At 70.0% G+C, this 18,195-nt stretch carries 16 protein-coding genes; 2 read left to right on the top strand and 14 right to left on the bottom strand.

From position 1 onward, the window contains the following. Positions 1-190 precede the first annotated feature (190 nt). Entirely contained in the window at positions 191-1,096 is a 906-nt protein-coding gene (locus MJ783_RS01735) for a metallophosphoesterase (RefSeq protein ID WP_239308126.1), read from the top strand. Further along, positions 1,089-1,790 (top strand): 4'-phosphopantetheinyl transferase, encoded by a 702-nt coding sequence (locus MJ783_RS01730; protein ID WP_239308125.1) that lies wholly within the window; start codon positions 1,089-1,091, stop codon positions 1,788-1,790. The genes MJ783_RS01735 and MJ783_RS01730 overlap by 8 nt, the downstream gene beginning before the upstream one ends. On the opposite strand, the gene MJ783_RS01725 is transcribed toward MJ783_RS01730, so the two are convergent. The 14 genes from MJ783_RS01725 to MJ783_RS01660 form a co-directional block, all read right to left on the bottom strand. Next, positions 1,771-3,183 carry an FAD-dependent oxidoreductase gene (locus tag MJ783_RS01725; protein ID WP_239308124.1) on the bottom strand — a complete coding sequence of 471 codons (1,413 nt, stop codon included), beginning with the start codon at positions 3,181-3,183 and terminating at the stop codon, positions 1,771-1,773. The genes MJ783_RS01730 and MJ783_RS01725 overlap by 20 nt on opposite strands. 107 nt (positions 3,184-3,290) lie before the next feature. Continuing rightward, complete coding sequence (locus MJ783_RS01720; RefSeq protein WP_239308123.1) at positions 3,291-5,717, bottom strand: FAD-dependent monooxygenase; 2,427 nt, start codon at positions 5,715-5,717, stop codon at positions 3,291-3,293. After that, positions 5,714-7,045, bottom strand: a complete 1,332-nt coding sequence (locus MJ783_RS01715; RefSeq protein WP_239308122.1) for a beta-ketoacyl synthase N-terminal-like domain-containing protein — start codon at positions 7,043-7,045, stop codon at positions 5,714-5,716. The genes MJ783_RS01720 and MJ783_RS01715 overlap by 4 nt, the downstream gene beginning before the upstream one ends. Further along, positions 7,042-8,316, bottom strand: a complete 1,275-nt coding sequence (locus tag MJ783_RS01710) for a beta-ketoacyl synthase (RefSeq protein ID WP_239308130.1) — start codon at positions 8,314-8,316, stop codon at positions 7,042-7,044. The genes MJ783_RS01715 and MJ783_RS01710 overlap by 4 nt, the downstream gene beginning before the upstream one ends. Continuing rightward, positions 8,316-8,786 carry a cupin domain-containing protein gene (locus MJ783_RS01705; protein WP_239308121.1) on the bottom strand — a complete coding sequence of 157 codons (471 nt, stop codon included), beginning with the start codon at positions 8,784-8,786 and terminating at the stop codon, positions 8,316-8,318. The genes MJ783_RS01710 and MJ783_RS01705 overlap by 1 nt, the downstream gene beginning before the upstream one ends. Positions 8,787-8,809: 23 nt before the next feature. Further along, the gene (locus MJ783_RS01700) at positions 8,810-9,316 is read right to left on the bottom strand and encodes an SRPBCC family protein (RefSeq protein ID WP_239308120.1); all 507 of its coding nucleotides are present in this window, start codon (positions 9,314-9,316) and stop codon (positions 8,810-8,812) included. A gap of 2 nt (positions 9,317-9,318) precedes the next feature. Continuing rightward, positions 9,319-9,591 carry an acyl carrier protein gene (locus tag MJ783_RS01695; RefSeq protein WP_239308119.1) on the bottom strand — a complete coding sequence of 91 codons (273 nt, stop codon included), beginning with the start codon at positions 9,589-9,591 and terminating at the stop codon, positions 9,319-9,321. A gap of 196 nt (positions 9,592-9,787) precedes the next feature. Further along, positions 9,788-11,137 (bottom strand): acetyl/propionyl/methylcrotonyl-CoA carboxylase subunit alpha, encoded by a 1,350-nt coding sequence (locus MJ783_RS01690; protein WP_239308129.1) that lies wholly within the window; start codon positions 11,135-11,137, stop codon positions 9,788-9,790. A gap of 87 nt (positions 11,138-11,224) precedes the next feature. Beyond that, a complete protein-coding gene (locus MJ783_RS01685; RefSeq protein WP_239308118.1) occupies positions 11,225-11,734 on the bottom strand; it encodes a biotin/lipoyl-containing protein in 510 nt (169 codons plus the stop codon). Continuing rightward, the gene (accA, locus tag MJ783_RS01680) at positions 11,731-13,506 is read right to left on the bottom strand and encodes an acetyl-CoA carboxylase carboxyltransferase subunit alpha/beta (RefSeq protein WP_239308117.1); all 1,776 of its coding nucleotides are present in this window, start codon (positions 13,504-13,506) and stop codon (positions 11,731-11,733) included. Before accA ends, MJ783_RS01685 begins: the two co-directional genes overlap by 4 nt. Next, positions 13,503-13,841 (bottom strand): TcmI family type II polyketide cyclase, encoded by a 339-nt coding sequence (locus MJ783_RS01675; protein WP_239308116.1) that lies wholly within the window; start codon positions 13,839-13,841, stop codon positions 13,503-13,505. The genes accA and MJ783_RS01675 overlap by 4 nt, the downstream gene beginning before the upstream one ends. A 231-nt stretch (positions 13,842-14,072) precedes the next feature. Beyond that, positions 14,073-15,662 carry a class I adenylate-forming enzyme family protein gene (locus MJ783_RS01670; protein WP_239308115.1) on the bottom strand — a complete coding sequence of 530 codons (1,590 nt, stop codon included), beginning with the start codon at positions 15,660-15,662 and terminating at the stop codon, positions 14,073-14,075. A gap of 50 nt (positions 15,663-15,712) precedes the next feature. After that, positions 15,713-16,864, bottom strand: a complete 1,152-nt coding sequence (locus tag MJ783_RS01665; protein ID WP_239308114.1) for an acyl-CoA dehydrogenase family protein — start codon at positions 16,862-16,864, stop codon at positions 15,713-15,715. A gap of 200 nt (positions 16,865-17,064) precedes the next feature. Further along, positions 17,065-18,195: DUF2786 domain-containing protein (locus MJ783_RS01660; protein WP_239308113.1), on the bottom strand; the 1,131-nt coding region annotated here is incomplete at its 5' end.

The following is an 18,195-nucleotide window of genomic DNA, read 5'->3' as shown; positions in this document are numbered from 1 at the left end:
CGGGGTCTTCGTGTAGAAAGCAGCCGCCACTTTCTCGAAGGCAAGGATGTACTGCCGCATATATCGCTCGCTGTAGACTGGGTGGGTGTGGAGCGGGAGCGTCCGTCCCTCGCTTCCCCGTGGCCACGCAGACCAGCCGGCCCGGTGGCGGTCAACGCCTGAACGGCGCTAAAATAGTAAAGTCGGACCGGTGACCGCATCCCGGGCCGCGGCTGGGAAATTACTGGCCATCAGTGATTTGCATGTCGCCTATACCGAGAACCGCCAGATCGTCGAGGAGCTCCGGCCGGAGTCGGCCGCGGACTGGTTGATCGTCGCTGGTGACATCGGTGAGGTCGCCGCGGACATCGAGTGGGCGCTGACGCTGCTGAGCAGCCGGTTCACCACAGTGATCTGGGTTCCCGGTAACCACGAGCTGTGGACGCCGCGAAAAGACCCGGTGCGGTTGACCGGCGAACGGCGTTACCAGTACCTGGTGGAGATGTGCCGCGGCCTTGGTGTGCTGACCCCGGAGGACCCCTACCCCGTCTGGACAGGCGCCGGCGGCCCCGTGACCGTCGCACCGCTGTTCCTGCTCTACGACTACACGTTTCGCCCGGCGGGCACCCGCACCAAGCAGGAAGGGCTCGCCGTGGCCCGCGAGTCCGGCGTGATGTGCTCGGACGAGTTCCTGCTGGATCCCGACCCATACCCGGGCGTGGACGCATGGTCACGGTTTCGGGTCGCGCACACCCGCGACCGGCTCGCCGCCCGCGAGCGGAGCCTGCCGACCGTGCTGGTGAACCACTTCCCGCTGGTACGCGGCCCGACAGATGTGCTGCGCTACCCCGAGTTCGCGCAGTGGTGCGGCACCGAGAGCACCGCCGACTGGCACCTGCGCTTCCGGGCCACAGCCGTCGTCTACGGCCATCTTCATATCCCGCGGACAACCTGGTATGACGGCGTCCGGTTCGAGGAGGTTTCGGTCGGTTACCCGCGGGAATGGAGCCGGTGGAACATGCCGCGCAATGTCCCGCGCCAGATTCTGCCGGCGCCGGACCAGTACGCCTCGGCTTGGAGCGTCCCGAAGCGGCATGCATCGGATCCGCATGCGTGAGACCGCCCTGCTTGAGACGCTGCTGCCCGCCAGCGCGGTCGCGGTCGAGGCGTTCACCGACGACCCGCACGCCGTGCTGTTCGCCGAGGAGGAGGCGACCCTCGCGCGGTCCGTGGACAAACGGCGCCGGGAGTTCACCACCGCCCGGGTATGCGCCCACCGTGCGCTCGCCAGGCTCGGCCTGCCGCCGGCACCGATCCTGCCCGGTCCCCGGCGCGAGCCGCGATGGCCCGCCGGAGTCGTCGGCAGTATCACGCACTGTGCTGGATACCGGGCGGCCGCCGTGTCCCGGTCCGCCGATATCGTCACGATCGGTATCGATGCCGAACCCAACGAGGGTGTGCCGCCGGGCGTCCTCGACCAGGTCGCGCTGGCCGAGGAGCGTTCCTGGCTCGACCAGCGAACATCACGTCACCCCGAGGTGTGCTGGGACCGGCTGCTGTTCAGCGCCAAGGAGTCGGTGTACAAAGCATGGTTCCCACTGGCCAGACGCTGGCTTGGCTTTGACGACGCGCTCATCACCGCCGAACCCACCGGTACCTTCCACGCTCGGCTGCTGGTGGCCGGCCCGATCCTCGCCGGTCATGAACTGACCGAGTTCGCGGGCCGCTGGCTGGCCCGCAACGGACTGATCATCACCGCGATCGCCCTGCCCGCGGGCGGCCCGCCCCCGGTCACATGGCCGGCGCCCTGACCGCGCGAACGACCTCGACGATCTCCTGCCTGGTCGGCAGACCGGCCGGCCGCCGCGGGCGCCAGCCCGCGGCAAGTAGCTCGGACACCCGCGGTTGCACCGCGTTGAGCTCCTCCGGCGCGGCGGCCAGATGCATGTGGCGGAACACCGCCCGCGCCACCACCGGATCGACGCCGGCCGCGGCAAGCACCATGAGCCGCGGCACGGCGGCCGGGCTCGGGGGGCTCATCGCCGGAATGGCCCCAGCGGTGGCAGCGGCCGGGTCGGTCTCGGCCATAGCTGCCCGCCAGAGCACGGTACGCGACCGGTCCAGCGACCGGGCGTCATCGAACCACGACCACAGTTCACCGTGGACCCAGGCGTCGACCCGGTCACGCCACAGTTCGGGGTCGGCCGGATCCTCGGCGACCGCGCGGGCGAGCGTGAGAGCGTGCGCCACAGCCAGCGAGATACCTCGACCGAAATGCGGGTTGGTGGTGCACACGACGTCGCCGATCGCGTGCAGGCCCAGCGGCCTGGCCGGGCCCGGCGGACGGAACACGTTGCGCAGGCCGTTCATGACCATGACATCCGAGATCGGTTCGGCGAACGCGGGGTCGGTCCAGGCCGCGCCGAGCGGAACCATGCGCGCGGCCGCCTCGAAGGCGGGCACCGCCCGCAGACCCGCCAGCGCCTTGTCCTCAGGCAGGTGCACGAACGTGACGGTGAACGTCCCCGCGTCGTGCGGGAAGACCAGGAACGAGTAGCCGTCGCCCTCCTCGACCCCGATCACCCCGCGGTTGACCGCGGCGAACTGGCATCCTGGCCGCAGCCGGTAGCGGCGTGACCGGTACGTCTCGTTGGCCGGCTCGTCGAAGACCTCTTCAGCGAGCATCTCCGTCGTGAGAGCGCCGCGCCGGCCACCGCAGTCGACCACGAGATCCGCTGGATGCGCGCTGCCGTCACCCAGGCGTACCACGTCGACGCTCCCCCTGTGCGCCTCGACCCGCCGCACGGCCTCAAGCTGGACGCTGATGCCGGGCTCGGCCTCGACCAGCCGGCGCAGCACCCACTCCACCGTGCTGCGCCGGCACAGGAAGGAGGTCAGCCCGTGTGGCAGCGCGGCCTCCAGCGCACCGGCCGCGTGCAGCGCCGCCACCACGTCGGGCAGCCCCGCAAGCAGCTCGGCGCAGCCACGGGCGAGAAAAGCGTGCGGCTGGTGCAGCTGCGCGGCCCCGGTCCGTCGCCAGCCGGCAGCCGCACCGACCTGCGCCGGCCGAGCGGCCGCGTCCCGTTCGAAGAGGGTGACCGCATGCCCCTGGCGCGCAAGGGCGAGCGCGCTGGTCATCCCCGCCGCGCCGGCCCCGCACACCGCGACCCGCAGCCGTCGGTGACGGCCTTTCCCACGTTCCATGCCAGCTCCCTCCCCTGTCGCATCTCCCGTTGCCCAGGGCCGGGCTCCAGGCCAACGACGACACGATCATGTTTCTTGCGCCCCGTCGACGCCCGGGACACCCGGGATCACTCCCGGGACTGCCGGCCATCGCCGAACACGGCACGCAGATGGTCCTCGAGGGCGCCGGCAAGGACCGGCCTGGTCCGGAAGCCCACGTGCCCGTCCGGACGGATCAGGTAAGCACATGGTCCGGCGGCGGCGTAGGCGGCGCGCCACTGTCGGCCGGTGTCGTACACGACGGGCAGGCCCACCGCTGGCGGCCGTGGGGCGTCGGGGTCCCGGACCAGGTAGATGGTGACCAGCTCGGGAAACCGGTGCTGGATCGCGCCAGCCGTCTTCTCGTAGCCGCGCAGGTCCTCCTCGGTCGTACTGGCGTCGGTATAGATCAGCAGGGTGTGCGAGATCCCGTGGGTCAGTTCGAACAGGCGCATGGGGTGCCCGACACCGCGGCGGGTCAGGCCGTGTACGTCGGGCGCGCGATCCCCGGCGGCCGGTCCCCGGTCGGGCGCATCCCAGCCGAGCGCCTCGCCGACCCCGGGGGTGCCCCGATAGGTCAGGGTCAGCTGCATCTCGTCGAGGAACTGTGCCTTTTCGTCGGCGTTGTCCATCTCGTCGGTGAACGCCACCCGGACGGCGCGGTCCATGACCGCCTGTCCGGCCGGGCGGCGCTCGGCCTCGTAGCTGTCGAGCAGCCCGGCCCCGGCGCGCCCGTTCACCGCGAGCGCGAGCTTCCAGCCGAGGTTGTAGGCGTCCTGGATCCCGGTGTTCATGCCCTGGCCGCCCGCGGGCGGGTGCAGATGCGCGGCGTCGCCCGCGACGAAGGCCCGGCCGACCCGGTACCGGTCGACGATCCCGTGGCTGATCCGGAAGATCGACGACCAGCGGAGGTTGCGGCCGGTGGTGCCAGCCGGGGCGAGCCGGTCGAGCGCGACCTGGAAATCGGCCAGTGTCGGCGGTTCGTACTCCTTGGTGAAGCCGGGCGGCACCTCGGTGCGGGCCGCCTCCGCCATGACGCGCGGCGGCGCCATGGTCGCCATCCGGTAGCGGCCCGTGCCCCGCAGCGGGACGCACACCAGCATCCCGTCGAGCTCACCGTCGGTCATGTGCATGAAACGCAGCAGGTACCCCTCGGGCATCGCCCAGTCGACGTCGAGGTCGGCGAGCATGAACAGCTGCGGGAACCGCCCGGCCCCGGCGTTGAAGGACAGCCCCAGCTCCCGGCGGACGACGCTGTGCGCGCCGTCGCAACCGACGATGTACTTGGCATGCACCGTTTCCCGCGCTCCGTCGGCGGTGGACAGGTGAGCGACCACGTTCGCGCTGTCCTGGGTGACGGTGTGTAGTTCCAGGCCCCGCTCAATCGAACCGCCCAAGGTACTCAGGCGGTCGACGAGGAGCCGTTCCGTCTCGTACTGGGGCAGTCCGAGGTGGGCGTATGGCAGCTCCGGATGATTCCATTCGACCCGGTGCGTCTGGCGTCCGTTCACGATGACGATCTGGCCGTTGAACCAGATGCCGGTATCGATGGCCGCGCGGGCGAGGCCCATGTCCTCCCAGATCTCCATGGTCCGGCAGTGCACCCCGATGGCCTTGTCCGCCCGGCCCGGCGGCTTGGCGTTGCTGTCCACCAGCCGGCACGCGACCCCGCGGCGGGCCAGCTCGATGGCCAGGGTCAGCCCGGTCGGTCCCGCGCCGACCACCAGCACGTCGGTTGTCGCGCGCGGCTCCCGCCGCCTGCCCGGCGCCGTCGGCGCGGCCGCGTTACCGGCCGCGTTACCGGCCGCGTTACCGGCGCCGATAACGGTGAGCGGAGAGGCGGCCGTGGCCGGATCCGGTGCCGGGCCCGCTGCCGGCTCCGGTGGCCGGGCCGCGATCGTGAAGACACGGCGGGAGAACCCGCGGTTGAGGTAGGGAAGGAGCTCCCTGGTCCGATCGGTATGACGCGGATCCTGTACCCAGTCGAGGAACGCGGCCTTCGACGTCCATTCGGCGAGCAGGTGGTATGTGGGCGTTCCGGGCTCGTGCAGAAGCTCTTCCCGGAGGTGGCCGGGAACACCGCGCATCGCCGCCGCCACGTCGAGGAAGGCCTGTTCGAAGACTGCCTCCTCACCCGCGGGCACGGTTGTGGTGACCAGCACACGCACCGCCGGTTCCCGTCCGGCCAGGGTCTGCAGGATCTGGTAGGTATGGCGGTCCGCATCATCGCGCAGGTCCCGCAGGGCCGTGGTGAGATGGTCCCGGCGCGGGCTGCGCCCGAAGGCGTCAAGCGCCGCCCGGCTCTCCCAATCCGCGACGATCACATATTCACGAGGAAGATCCGGGTCGCGCATGAGGTCCTGGCGGATGTTACCGGGCACCGTGCTGATGACCTCGGCCGCCTTCCGCCAGGCGTTTTCGAACTCGTGTTCACGGCCGGCAGTGGCGCGCATCCGCAGCAGCGTCCGTACCGTGTCGCTCCCGGCGCCGCCGCCGGCCGTCTCGGGGCTGGTCATCGCTGGTTGTCCCCTTTCTTTTCCGGCTGGGGCCGCGGGCGTGTGCCAGCGGCCGGGACCGCGTTCAGGTCGATCTCCGGGCACCGGCGCAGCACGAGGGAGGTGTTGAATCCGTCCAGTCCACGGGCGTTGACCATCGCGGTGAACACCGGTGTGGGGGTCACCTCGGACACGAAGTGGAGCCGGCATCCCCGCGCCGGCCGGCGGGTACCCGCGGTGGGCGGAAGAAGATCGTGACGCATGGCCAGCAGCGCGGTCGCCGCGTCCAGCGCGGCCCCACCCTGGTAAAGCCGTCCGACCAGAGGTTTCTGCGTGGTGACGGCTGGTGACGCCGAGCCGTATGCCGCCCGCATGGCGGCGCATTCGTCCCGGTCCGCGGCGGGCAGGCCAAGCGCGTCGGGGAAGACGACGTCAACCTCACCCGGACGTACGCCGGCCCGCCGCAATGCCATGGTCATGGCACGCGCGTACTGCTCCACGTCCCCCTCGGCTCCCCGCCGCCAGGGCCGCCAGGGCCGCCCGTCGAACGTGGCGGCGGCACCGGCGATCTCCCCGTAGATGACGGGCGCGCCGCGGGCCAGTGCGTGGCCGAGGTCCTCGACGACGAGCACCGCGCCCCCCTCCCCGGGCACGTAACCATCCGCGTCCACGTCGAACGGGCAGTACGCCCGCGCCGGGTCGGTCCGGGCGGTCATCGCGTGGTTGTGCTGCTGGCAGGTGAGCGCATACGGGGACAGCGGGGCCTCGGTCCCGCCCGCGAGCACCACCGGGGTGCCGCGGCGGACCAGCCGCGCGGCATGGGCGAGGCTGTCCAGACCGCCGGCGCTCTCGGCAACCAGCACCGCCGACGGCCCCTTCATGCCATACATGATCGACAACTGGCCAACCGTGGCCGCGTAGAACCAGGCGATCGACTGGTAGGCGCCGACCGTGCGCGACGGTGAGCTCCACAGCCGCTGGAGCTCACGCTGGCCAAAGACATTCCCGCCGGAACCGCTCGCGAGTGCCACCGACATCTCGTACGGATCGAGGGCCGCCGGATCGATCTCGGCGTCGGCGAGCGCCTGGCCCGCCGCGCAGAACGCCAGCTGGGTCCACCGGTCGGTCTGCACCACGAACCGGCTGGGCATGTGGTCAGCGGCCTGGAAGCCGTCGATCTCCCCGGCAAGGGTGGTTGCGTACCGGGACGGGTCGAACTGGGAGATCCGTTCAATCCGGCTCTCGCCGGACAGCGCCGTCTTCCAGTAGGTGTCCGCGCCGACGCCGCTCGCGCAGACGATCCCGATGCCGGTCACGACCGCGCGCGGCGCGGCCGCCTGGCGCGTCATCGCCCGGCCTCCCGCGGCCGGGCGAAGACCATGGCCGACTGGAATCCACCGAAACCGCTGCCGACCGACAGCGCCACGTCGACCTGTTGCTCCCGCGCTGTGTTCGGCGTGTAGTCGAGATCGCATTCGGGATCGCGGTTCGCCCAGTTCGCCGTGGGCGGCACCACCCCGTGCTCGATCGCCAGCGCGCAGGCGGCCATCTCGATGGCGCCGATCGCGCCGAGCGAATGGCCAACCATGGACTTGATCGAACTGATCGGTATCCGGTAGGCGTGCTCGCCGAGGGCGCGTTTGAAGGCGGCTGTCTCGTGGCGGTCATTCTGCTTGGTGCCCGAACCATGAGCGTTGATGTAGGAGACATCCGTCGGCGCCAGCCGTCCCTGGGCCAGCGCGTCACCGATGGCGACCGCCATCTCCGCGCCGTCAGGCCGCAGGCCGGTCATGTGGAAGGCGTTTCCCCGGGTGGCGAACCCGGCGACCTCACAGTAGACGCGGGCTCCCCGGCGCAGCGCGTGTCCCATCTCCTCCAGGACGAGGACGGCGGCGCCCTCGCCCAGGATGAAGCCCTGTCTGTCCCGGTCGAAGGGCCGGGAGGCATGCGCGGGGTCGGAGTCGTCCGGCGACGTCGCTTTGATCGCGTCGAACGACGCCAGCGTGACCGGCGAGATCGGGGAATCCGAAGCGCCGACAATCATGACATCCACCTCCGCGTCCATGACGAGCTGGTAGCCGTAACCGATGGCGTCGATCCCGGAGGTGCAGCCGGTCGAGACGACCTGCGCGGGGCCGTGTGTCTGGAACCAGGCCGCCACGTCGGCCGCGAGACTGCTCGGCAGCAGAGCCTGATACAGGAACGGAGCGGCATGGTCGGGATCGACCAGCCATTCCCGGCCGCTGTCGCTGGCCACGACGTACTCGGTTTCCAACGCCGTGGTACCGCCGACCGCCGTACCCATCGCGACGCCGGCCGCGTTCGCGGTGTCCTCGTCGAAGACGATCCCGCTGTCGGCGACCGCCTCCGCCGCGGCGGCGAGGGCGAACTGGATGTACCGGTCGGATCGCCGCGTATGCCGGGCGGACAGGCCGGCCGCCACCGGATCAAAATCGCACTCGGCCGCGACCCGGGAGCGGAACGGCGACGGGTCGAAGAAGGTGATGCGGCGGGTGGCGGTACGCCCTTCGGTGACCGTCGACCAGAATGCCGGCCGGGTCACCCCGCCCGGTGCCACCACACCCACCCCGGTCACGGCCACGCGCCGGGAGGCGACCATCACAAAGCCACCGGGTCTGTTACCGGGCTGCCGGTAGCGGGGCTCTCGGTAGCGGGGCTCTCGGCGGCCGGGCCCTCGGCGGCCGGGCTCTCGGTGTCCACGTGCCCGAGTTCGGGGCGGGGGGCGAGCGGACCGAGGTGAAAGACCACCGAGGCCTGTTCGGTCCCGGTGTTGCGCAGCCGGTGCCGCATCCCGACCGGGATGTAGAGCCCCTCGCCGGACGCGATGACCACGGGCTCGTCATCGCAGTCCACGGTAATCGCACCATGCGTGACGCACAGGAATTCCTCACTGTATGGATGGTAATGCTCGGTGATCCTCTCACCGGGCAACAAAGTGGCCACGCCCATGAAGCCGGACGTGCTGCCGACGGTCCGCGGGCCGAGCAGCACGCGCAGCTCTCCGCCGCGGCGCCGGTCCGCCGGCACGTCACGAGCGGCAACATGCCCACAGTGGGATGTGACGGCCATGCCTCTCGATCCCTTCTCGCTCGTCATGCGCGGATGTCGCGGGCCGTGCCGGCCACGCCAGCCCCGGCCACGTCGGCCCCACCGGCCGCCAGCTGTTCGACCTTGTCCCGGATGACCTCCAGCTGGATCAGCGAATTGATGTTGATTCGGGCGGTCATCGCCTCGTCGTCAACCGGAGCGTCCGGGCGCATGGCGAAGTCCTGTACCCACAGCATCCGCACACCGCCGTCGGCCTCCTCATACGTCCAGTAGATGTTCATGTACCGGAAGGGGCCCGGCTCGACGCGGTGCGCGCGCACCTCCCGACGGTCGCGGTCGGCCGTCCGCTCGCTCACCCATGACCAGACCTGCCCGTCCGTGTCCGGATGCATGGTCAGCCGGAAACGCACCGTGTTTCCCCGCCGCTCCAGAATCTCGGCCGAGGCATACTCCGTAAAGAGGCCAGGCCATTTCTCGACATCGTTGGTGGCGCTCCAGACAACATCGAATGGCGCGGCTATGAACACTGAGTTCTGGGTATGTCCAGACATTTTCAGGAGACCTCCTCAAAGCATTCGTTGACAACGGCGGCGATTTCTCCGAGCGTCATGGTGATGGCCTCGTCGGGAATCTCTACCCCAAACCTCTCAACGATCACAGCCTGTAGTTCGAGTACAGCCAAGGAGTCGATCTCAAGATTCTGAAGAGAGCTGTCTGGATTCCCGGAGAAAATAGCCGGATCCATACCGGCCTTCGTGACGAGAATCTCCGCTATCTGTGCGGGTGTCACGACTACCCGAGTATTTCCGGTGGTTTCCGCGCTCATCATCGTATCCTTTTCAGTAAGAGGCTCCGACAACAGGGCTGTCCGGCTCGCGATCCATCCACCCGGACGCCGCGCCCTGATCGAACGCCCTACCGCCGGAGCCCCTCGAAGCGCCCGGCAACAGGGGTGTGGATCAAGGAGCGGGGCTGAGCGCGTGCATCGCGAGGCGGCGCGGGCAGTCACCCTCAGCCACGCCCTAGTCCGTGACCATGCGGTCGACCAGGCCGGTCGAGTACAGCCCCTTCCGGAACTCGGTGTCGGTCAGCACCCGTTTGATGAAGGGGATGGTGGTGGCCACGCCGGGGCCGGCGACGTCGAACTCACCCAGGGCGCGTTCGGCCCGGCTCAGCGCCTCGGCCCGGCTGGGCGCCCAGACCGACACCTTGGCCAGCAACGAGTCGTAGTGCGGGCTGACCCGATAGCCGGGGAAACCGTGGGTATCGACCCGGACGAACGGGCCGGCCGGCGGGGTGAACCGCTCGAGCAGCCCCGGAGCGGGCGCGAACCCGCGGTCGGGGTCCTCGGTGTTGACCCGGCACTCGACCGCCACGCCGCGCGGGGCGACGTCATCCTGGCGCAGCCGCAGCGGCGTGCCGCTCGCCACGTACAGCTGCTCGTGGACAAGATCACAGCCCGTCACCATCTCGGTCACCGGGTGCTCGACCTGGATACGGCTGTTGATCTCTATGAAGTAGTGGTTCTGGTCCTCGTCGACCAGGAACTCGACCGTGCCAAGACCGGTGAAACCGACCGAGAGCGCCCCGCGCACGGCGTCCTGGCACATCTCGGCCACCCGATCGGGATCGAGTTCGGGTGCCGGCGCCTCCTCGACCAGCTTCTGGTGACGACGCTGGACCGAGCAGTCACGGGTGCCGAGGTGGATGCCCCCACCGTGCGCGTCGCAGAGTATCTGCACTTCGACGTGGCGTGCCCGTTCCAGGAAGCGTTCGACGTAGATCCGGTCGTCGCCGAACACGGCCCGCGCCGCGGCGCGTGTCCGGGTGTAGGCCCGAGCCAGCTCCGCGGCCGACCAGACAACGGTCATGCCGCGGCCGCCACCGCCGGCAACGGCCTTGATAATGACGGGATAACCGATGGCGTCGGCGATGTCGCGGACGTCCGCCGCGCTGCGGGCGACATCCGTGCTGCCGGTGAGCAGGGGCAGCCCAGCCTGGCGCATCAGGCCACGCGCCGCGTTCTTGTCGCCCAGCGACGCCATCACCTCCGGTGGGGAGCCGATGAAGACCAGACCGTTGTCCGCGCAGATCTCGGCGAAATCCGGATCCTCAGACAGGAACCCATAGCCAGGATGAATGGCATCTGCCTCCGTCATCCTGGCCGCTTCCACGATGGCCGCGACATTGCAGTAGCTGCGCCGTGGCGGCGGTGGCCCGATACACACCGCCTGATCGGCGTACCGCCGGACGACAGAATCGGCGTCCGCGGTCGAGTAGACGGCGACTGTCCGGACGCCGAGCTCGCGGCATGCCCGGGCGACCCGCAACGCGATCTCGCCTCGGTTCGCGATGAGAATTTTCTGGAACAACTCCATTACCCCCGCGGGAAAAGGGAAAGGCGCCCCCGGCGCCGCCGAGCGAGACGGTGCTGCCATGGTGCCGCGCCCGTCGGTCCGTCACTGGCGCGGCGTGATCTCAACGAGCACCTGGCTGAATTCGACCGATTCCCCGTTCTCAACGCAGATCCTGGTCACTGTTCCGCCGGTATCCGCGGTCACCGGGTTCAGCAGTTTCATTGCCTCGACGATGCCGATGGTCGCGCCAGCCTCGATGACCTTCCCCACGGTGATATAGGGCTCGGCCCCCGGCTCGGGGGCGTGATAGAAGGTCCCGACAATCGGCGCGGAGACGGCGACCACATGCCCGGCCCCGGCGTCCGCGAGTTCGCCGGGGCCGGCGGGGCCGGTGGGGCCGAGCACCGAGACGAGTGTGGCGGCCGGTTCCAGCTGGGCCGGCACAGCTGCCGTGAGGGCGGCCCGCGACCATTCGACCTCGATGGCCACATCGCCAGAGCAGACCCGGATACGGCCAAGGCCTGCCGGCAGTTCATCGGCCAGCCGCCTGGCATGCTCGTGCAGACAGCCCAGAACGTGCTGGCGCTGATCGGTCGTGCTACCCGTTCTCATGCGGCCGTCTCCTTTTCCCGTGGCGCGGGCAGGGGCAGCGGCGCCGGGACCGAGGCTGGGACCGCCACCGCCGCTTGGCCGAACCGGCGGAACCGCGCGCGCCGAGCGTTGACGAGTTCGGCCCTCGGTACCGGCATCAGCGGCCGCAGTGTTTCTCCCACCGCGGCCCGGAGCAGGTCCGCGGCGCCGGCATGATCCGCCTGCGCTCCCCCGAGCGGCTCCGGCACCACCCCGTCGACGATGCCCAGGCGCAACAACGACGGGGCGGTCAGGCCGAGCGCACGCGCCGCCTGAGCCGCCGCCTGGGCGTCGTTCCACAGGATCGCCGAGCAGGCCTCCGGGCTGATGACGGAAAAGACACCGTTCTCCGCCACCAGAACACGGTCCGCGACAGCCAGCGCGAGTGCGCCGCCGCTACCGCCCTCACCAGTGATCACAGCGATGATCGGGGTCGCGAGCGCCGACATCCACTGGATGGCGTGCGCGATCGCGGACGCCTGGCCTCTTTCCTCGGCCTCGCGGCCGGGGTAGGCGCCAGGGGTATCGATCAAGGTCACCACGGGCAGGCCGAGGCGGGCCGCCAGCGACATCACGCGCATGGCCTTGCGGTAGCCCTCGGGCTGCGGCATGCCGAAGTTGTGCGCGATGAGGTCCGCGGTCGAGTGTCCCTTCGCTGTCCCGATGACCGCCACGGCGAGTCCGTCGATCTCCGCAAGGCCCGCGACCACCGCGCGGCAGTCGCCGTACAGGCGGTCTCCGTGCAGCTCGACGAACGAGTCGAAGGAACGGGCGAGATAGTCCCGCACGGTCGGGCGGTCGATGTCGCGGGCGAGCCGTACCGTCTCCCACGGATCCCGCTGGACCAGCCGCTCCGGGTCGGTGATGACCACGCCCGCTGGCCCGCTCGCTGGCCCGCTCGCTGCTCCCCCGGCGGACGGGCCAGCGGGCGGGCCGGCAGCCCCCCGCGCGCGATGCCCGGCAGCGAGCAGCCGGCTCAGGCATGTCCGCAGGTCCGCCCGGTCGGCGACGATGTCGACCTGCCCCTTGCTGGCGAGAAACCCGCTGCTCTGGAACTCGGCGGGAAGCTCCTGCCCGATGGTCTGGCGGATGACGCGGGGGCCGGCGAAACCCATCCGGCTCCCGGACTCAGCGACGATCACGTCCGTGTTCGTCGCAAACGATGCCGCCACCCCACCGTAGGTGGGGTCGGTCACCAGGCTGATGGACAGCAGGCCCCGTTCCCGGTGCCGCTGGACGGCAATGCCGGTCTTCGCCATCTGCATCAGCGACAGGCACCCCTCCTGCATCCGAGCGCCGCCGGAGGTCGCCACGATGAGCAGCGCGAGCGCCTCGTCCGCGGCATGTTCGATCGCGAGGGTAATCATTTCCCCGACCGCCGAACCGAGGCTGCCGCCCAGAAAACGGAAATCCATGACGGCCGCGACGAGCGGGTAGCCGCCGATTTCTGCCCTACCGCACAGCACCGCTTCGGGCAATGCCGTCTCCTGGCGTGCGGCCTCCCAGCGCCGGCGGTAGGGCCGGGTATCGGTGAAGTCCAGGATGTCAAAGGGAACGGGTTCGACCAGCAAGGGCGTGAAACTGCCCGTGTCGAAAAGCTGATCGGCCCGTTGCGGCGCTGTGAGCCGGTCGTGGTGACCGCATTCGGGACACACGAGCAGGTTGCGGGCCAGCCGCCGGCCGTAGACGAGCGCCGCGCAGGATCCGCAACGGGTCCAGGCGGCGGCCGTCGCCGTGGCGGTGGCGCTCTTCACGCGGCCTCCCCCCGGGGTGTGCTCTCAAAGGTGTAAAAGCAGTGGGCCATCGCGTCCGCGGGCGAACGCCATGTCTTCAGATACGGCCGAATATGTTGCGTCAGGCGGTCGCTGACACGCTTGAACTCCTCGTGGCCACGTGCGTTCTCAACCGTCCGGCGACCGTCGTCGACGGTTTCCAGAAGATGTATGTAGAGATCTCCGAGGGAGTAAAGGGAACGGTGGACGACACCGGCCGCACGCGGCAGACCGGTGGTGTCTGACTCCGCGAAGATACGCGCGACATCCTGCTGGGAACCGGGTTCGATTTTGGCAACAATCAGCGTTCTGTGCATGTTGCGATCCCCCTCCGCCGAGCTGGCCGGGAAACCCCGGGACCGGGGCCGGCAGGGCCGCTGACCCATTCACGGCAACGTTTCCAGTCCAGACTGACCCACTACCGAGAGTAAGTGTGATCACACAATGCGTCCACCGCTACCGTCCGCGCAGGCCTCGGGCAGAAAGATCCCAGCGATCGTGCCTGGCTGGCTGCGGCGATGGATCGACCACCATCCGTCAGACACGCCCTAGCTCTCGCGCGGTGACTCCTGCGCGATCGTCTCCCGCAGGAGGAACTTGCGCACCTTGCCCGATGCCGTCCGGGGAAGGTCGTCGACGACATGCCAGTCCACCGGCACCTTGAAGTAGGCGAGCCGGGACCGCGCGAACGCGGCCAGCTCGTCGGCGGTGGTGGCGCTGCCGGCAGCGGGCACGACGAACGCGACCGGAACCTCGCCGAGGCGCTCGTCGGGCGCGCCGACCACCGCCGCGTCCACCACCCCGGGGTGGTCCAGCAGCGCTTCCTCGACCTCACGCGGGTAGATGTTCTCCCCGCCGCGGATGATGACGTCCCGGATGCGTCCGTGGATCCGCAGGATCCCGGCCGCGTCCATGGCGCACAGGTCACCGGTGTGCAGCCAGCCCTCGGCGTCGAGCGTCCGGCTGGTGGCCTCGGGATCGTCGTGGTAGCCGCTCATGTTCAACGGCGAGCGGATCCACAGCTCACCGTGCTCGCCCAGGTCCGCGGTGGTCCCCTCGGTGCCCGGCCGGATGATCCGCACCTCGCGCCGCGGTAACGCCCGCCCCAGCGTCTCGGCCTTCACCAGATCACTGTCCGAGGGAAGACAGGCGGTTGCGTTCGGCGCCTCGGACTGGCCGTAGGAGATGACGACGCGGCAGCCGAGCACGGCTTCGGTACGGCGGATCAGTGCCGGTGGCACTGTCGTGCCACCGGTCTGGATGACCTGGAGACTGCTGATGTCGTACCGGGCGAGGCCGGGGTAGGCCAGCAGGTCGTACAGCATCGTCGGGACGGCACCGAGCGCCGTGACCCGCGCCCGCTCGATCAGCGACAGGGTGCGCGCCGGCTCGAAGCCCGGGGACAGGACCATCGTCCCCGCCGAGGCGAACGTCATCAGCACCCCGGACACCGAACCGCCCACATGGTGCAGCGGCAGCCCGGAACACCACACCAGCGGACCGGCGAAGACGCGCCCGGCGATCCGGCCGGTGTTGAGCACGGCGAAGTGGGACAGCACAGCGCCCTTGGGCCGCCCTGTCGTCCCCGAGGTGTACTGGATGAGGAAGGGCGCCAGCGGGGAGACCGCGGGCAGCGGCCCCGGACGCGGCGGCAACGCACGCGCCAGCTCCTCAAGCGCCACGACCCGCACCGGCCGGCCGGGCAGCTCGTCGGCGAGGGCCCGCGCACGCTCCCGTAACGGGGAACCTCGGTGCTCAGCGGCCGCGATAATGAGCCGCGCGCCGGACTGGCGCAACTCGTGGCTGACCTCCTCGTCCCGCAGCGATGTGTTGATCGGTACGAGTACGGTGCCCGCGAGCGCGCCGGCGCACTGCACCACGACCCAGTCGGGGCAGTTGGGCGCCCACAAGGCGACCCGGTCCCCCGGTGCCACCACGCCGAGCAGGCCGGCCGCCACGGCGGCGGCACGATCCACCAGCTCGGCGTAGGTCACGGTGGCAATACCAAGATCATCTTGCCAGCGTAACGCGGGCCGGTCCGGATGCCGGTCGGCGACCTGGCGCAACCAGTCACCGACCGGCATCTCGCACAACGCGACGCCGGTGTCGGCCGGCCAGTGGGCGGTGGTGAGCGTCATGCCCGCCGCCCACTGGCCGGCGCCCGATACCGGTCAGTCGCCATTACCCGTCAGTCTCCATCGAGATCGAGTGACCGGCCCACGATCTCCTTCATGACCTCGTTGGAGCCGGCATAGATCCGCTGCACCCTGCCGTCCCGCCACAGCCGGGCGATCTCGTACTCGTTCATGTAGCCGTAGCCGCCGAACAGCTGCAGGCAGCGGTCGACCACCTCGCACTGGGTGTCGGTCGTCCACTGCTTGAGGCCGGCGGCGTCGACCGCGCTGAGCGCACCGTCGAGGTGGGCGCGCACAGCGGTGTCCACGTAGGCCTGCGCGACATCGCACAAGGTCCTGACCGCGGCCAGCTCGAACCGCGTGTTCTGGAACGAGCCGATCGTCGTCCCGAACGCCTTGCGGGTACGTACCTGCTCCACGGTCAGCGCCAGCGCGCGCTTCATGATGGCGACGGCGCTCACCCCGGCGCCGAGCCGCTCCGTCCCGAGGCTTTCCATCAGGTGGTAGAAGCCGCGGTTCTCCTGCCCGAGCAGGTTCGACGCGGGCACCCGCACCTCGTCGAAGAACAGCTCAGCGGTGTCCTGCGCCTTCTGGCCGATCTTGTCGAGCTTGCGGCCCCGGCTGAAGCCCGGCGCATCCGCGTCGACGACGAGCAGGCTGATGCCCCGGTGACCGGCATCCGGGTCGGTCTTGACCGCGACCACCGCCTTGTCGCACAGCAGCCCGTTGGTGATAAAAGTCTTCGAGCCCGACACGACATAGCTGTCACCGTCACGGCGCGCGGTCGTACGGATCGACCTGAGATCCGAGCCCGCGCCGGGCTCACTCATCGCCAGCGCCCAGATGATGTCCCCACTCACCGAGCCGGGCAGCCAGCGTGCCTTCTGCTCGTCGGTGGTCAGCTTGATGATGTAGGGCGGCATCACGTCGTTCTGCAGCCCGAAACCGCAACCGACGCTGCCGGTGGCCCAGAACTCCTCCGTGAGAACCACGCTGTACCGGTAGTCCTCAACCCCGGCGCCGCCGAACTCCTCCGGGACCGACCACAGCAGCAGACCCGCCCGGCCGGCCTTGCGCCAGACCTCTCGGTCGACGACCCCGGCCTGCTCCCACTCGCTGCTGTGCGGGACGCACTCCTTCTCAAAAAAAGTCCGAGCGAGCCCGCGGAACTCCTCGTGCTCAGGTTCGAACAGGGTGCGACGCACCAGACCAGCTCCTTCATGCCAGAGGGCCGGCGGGCATGCGATCACCGCTTCGCGCACACGCTCGCAGGCCCCAGAGGACACGCTGGCCCGCGCCGGGAACAGCCGTTCACCAGCCAGCAAAGATATCCTCTTACTGATTACACGATTTGACAACACATCTCTATCAGAGGGCAGGAGCCCCGGCGACGCCGGTCGGGTGGTCAGCCGGGCCGGGTGTCGCTCACCTCGGCGCGGGCGGCCAGGGAGGCGACCTCGGCCGCGGCCCGGCCTGACAGCCAGCCCTCCTGGTCGTTCGCTGTCACCGGCCGTGACACAAGGTCCGGGAACATCGTCCGGATCGCCTCCCTGACGGTCTCGTCCCGCGCGGCCAGAACAGGCAGCAGCCGCTCCCGGCCCGTCTCGGCGGCCGCCTCCGCCCCCGCCCGGTCGGTCGCGACCTGCAGCCGCTCGCCGATCCGGATAGCGAAGGAGGTGAGGAAGGACTGGCGGAACGAACGGGTCCGCGACCGTCCGTAACGGTCCTGCCGGGAGCCCTCCCGTGTCATCGCCGTGGTCGCCTGCACCAACAGCGACGTGTAGAGCAACTCCACGCTGTCGAGATCGGAGTCGTAACCGAGCACCGTGGTGAAACCGAGATTCTTCGTCCACACCGCCCGGCAACGGTTCGCGCTGGCCACCTTGTCCAACAACAGCGCCTTGGGAGTCTCATAAGGATTGTCAACGCCGATCCGGCGGCCGGTCGGTTCGGCGCGCGAGCCGGTCTCGGCCGCCAGCAGGGCGTAATCGATGCTGTGGCGAGCCATGAGCTCCTGGGCCTTCGCGGTCAGCGCCTCGGCCTCCTCCGCGAAACCAGTCGACTCGGCCTTGGCCAGCAGCGCGCGGACCCGGTCGAGCATGCGCGCGTCGGCCGTACGGCCGGCCGCCTGGTCAGGGTGCAGGGTCCCGCGCCGCGCGGTCCCGGGCGGGGGGCACAGGCGCGCGAGCCTCGGCAGGGCACTGAGCACCCCGAGAACCGTCAGGGCGCAGCCAACCGCCGCGGCCCGGTCCTGGCCTTCGCGCTCGCCCCAGGCATCGAGCCAGCCGTCGTCATCGGCCCACCAGACGGTGGCCTCGGCAGCCGCGAGCTGTGCCTCCCAGCGCTCGTCCACGGTGGCCGTGGCATACCGGCGCAGCTGACCGGCGATCGCGTCGACGGTCAGCCGCGCCGGGCGCGCGCCCGCCTCCCTGCTGACGGCCCGCATGACGTCCGCCGGCTGCCAGCCGCGGTCCCACGCCTCTTCCACCAGGCGATTCAGCCAGGCCACCAGGGCACGGTCGACGGCCCGGCGCCT

Source organism: Protofrankia sp. Cj3 (genome assembly GCF_917627355.1).
In the GTDB taxonomy this organism is placed as follows: domain Bacteria; phylum Actinomycetota; class Actinomycetes; order Frankiales; family Frankiaceae; genus Protofrankia.
Note: the sequence above shows the minus strand (reverse complement) of the source record. Positions and strands in the feature narration are given on the sequence as shown.

Excerpts from the sequence above, each read along its gene's own strand:
- MJ783_RS01730 (WP_239308125.1), top strand. The coding sequence starts at position 1,089 with ATGCGTGAGACCGCCCTGCTTGAGACGCTGCTGCCCGCCAGCGCGGTC.
- MJ783_RS01725 (WP_239308124.1), bottom strand. The coding sequence starts at position 3,183 with ATGGAACGTGGGAAAGGCCGTCACCGACGGCTGCGGGTCGCGGTGTGC.
- MJ783_RS01720 (WP_239308123.1), bottom strand. The coding sequence starts at position 5,717 with ATGACCAGCCCCGAGACGGCCGGCGGCGGCGCCGGGAGCGACACGGTA.
- MJ783_RS01715 (WP_239308122.1), bottom strand. The coding sequence starts at position 7,045 with ATGACGCGCCAGGCGGCCGCGCCGCGCGCGGTCGTGACCGGCATCGGG.
- MJ783_RS01710 (WP_239308130.1), bottom strand. The coding sequence starts at position 8,316 with ATGGTCGCCTCCCGGCGCGTGGCCGTGACCGGGGTGGGTGTGGTGGCA.
- MJ783_RS01705 (WP_239308121.1), bottom strand. The coding sequence starts at position 8,786 with ATGGCCGTCACATCCCACTGTGGGCATGTTGCCGCTCGTGACGTGCCG.
- MJ783_RS01700 (WP_239308120.1), bottom strand. The coding sequence starts at position 9,316 with ATGTCTGGACATACCCAGAACTCAGTGTTCATAGCCGCGCCATTCGAT.
- MJ783_RS01695 (WP_239308119.1), bottom strand. The coding sequence starts at position 9,591 with ATGAGCGCGGAAACCACCGGAAATACTCGGGTAGTCGTGACACCCGCA.
- MJ783_RS01685 (WP_239308118.1), bottom strand. The coding sequence starts at position 11,734 with ATGAGAACGGGTAGCACGACCGATCAGCGCCAGCACGTTCTGGGCTGT.
- MJ783_RS01675 (WP_239308116.1), bottom strand. The coding sequence starts at position 13,841 with ATGCACAGAACGCTGATTGTTGCCAAAATCGAACCCGGTTCCCAGCAG.
- MJ783_RS01670 (WP_239308115.1), bottom strand. The coding sequence starts at position 15,662 with ATGACGCTCACCACCGCCCACTGGCCGGCCGACACCGGCGTCGCGTTG.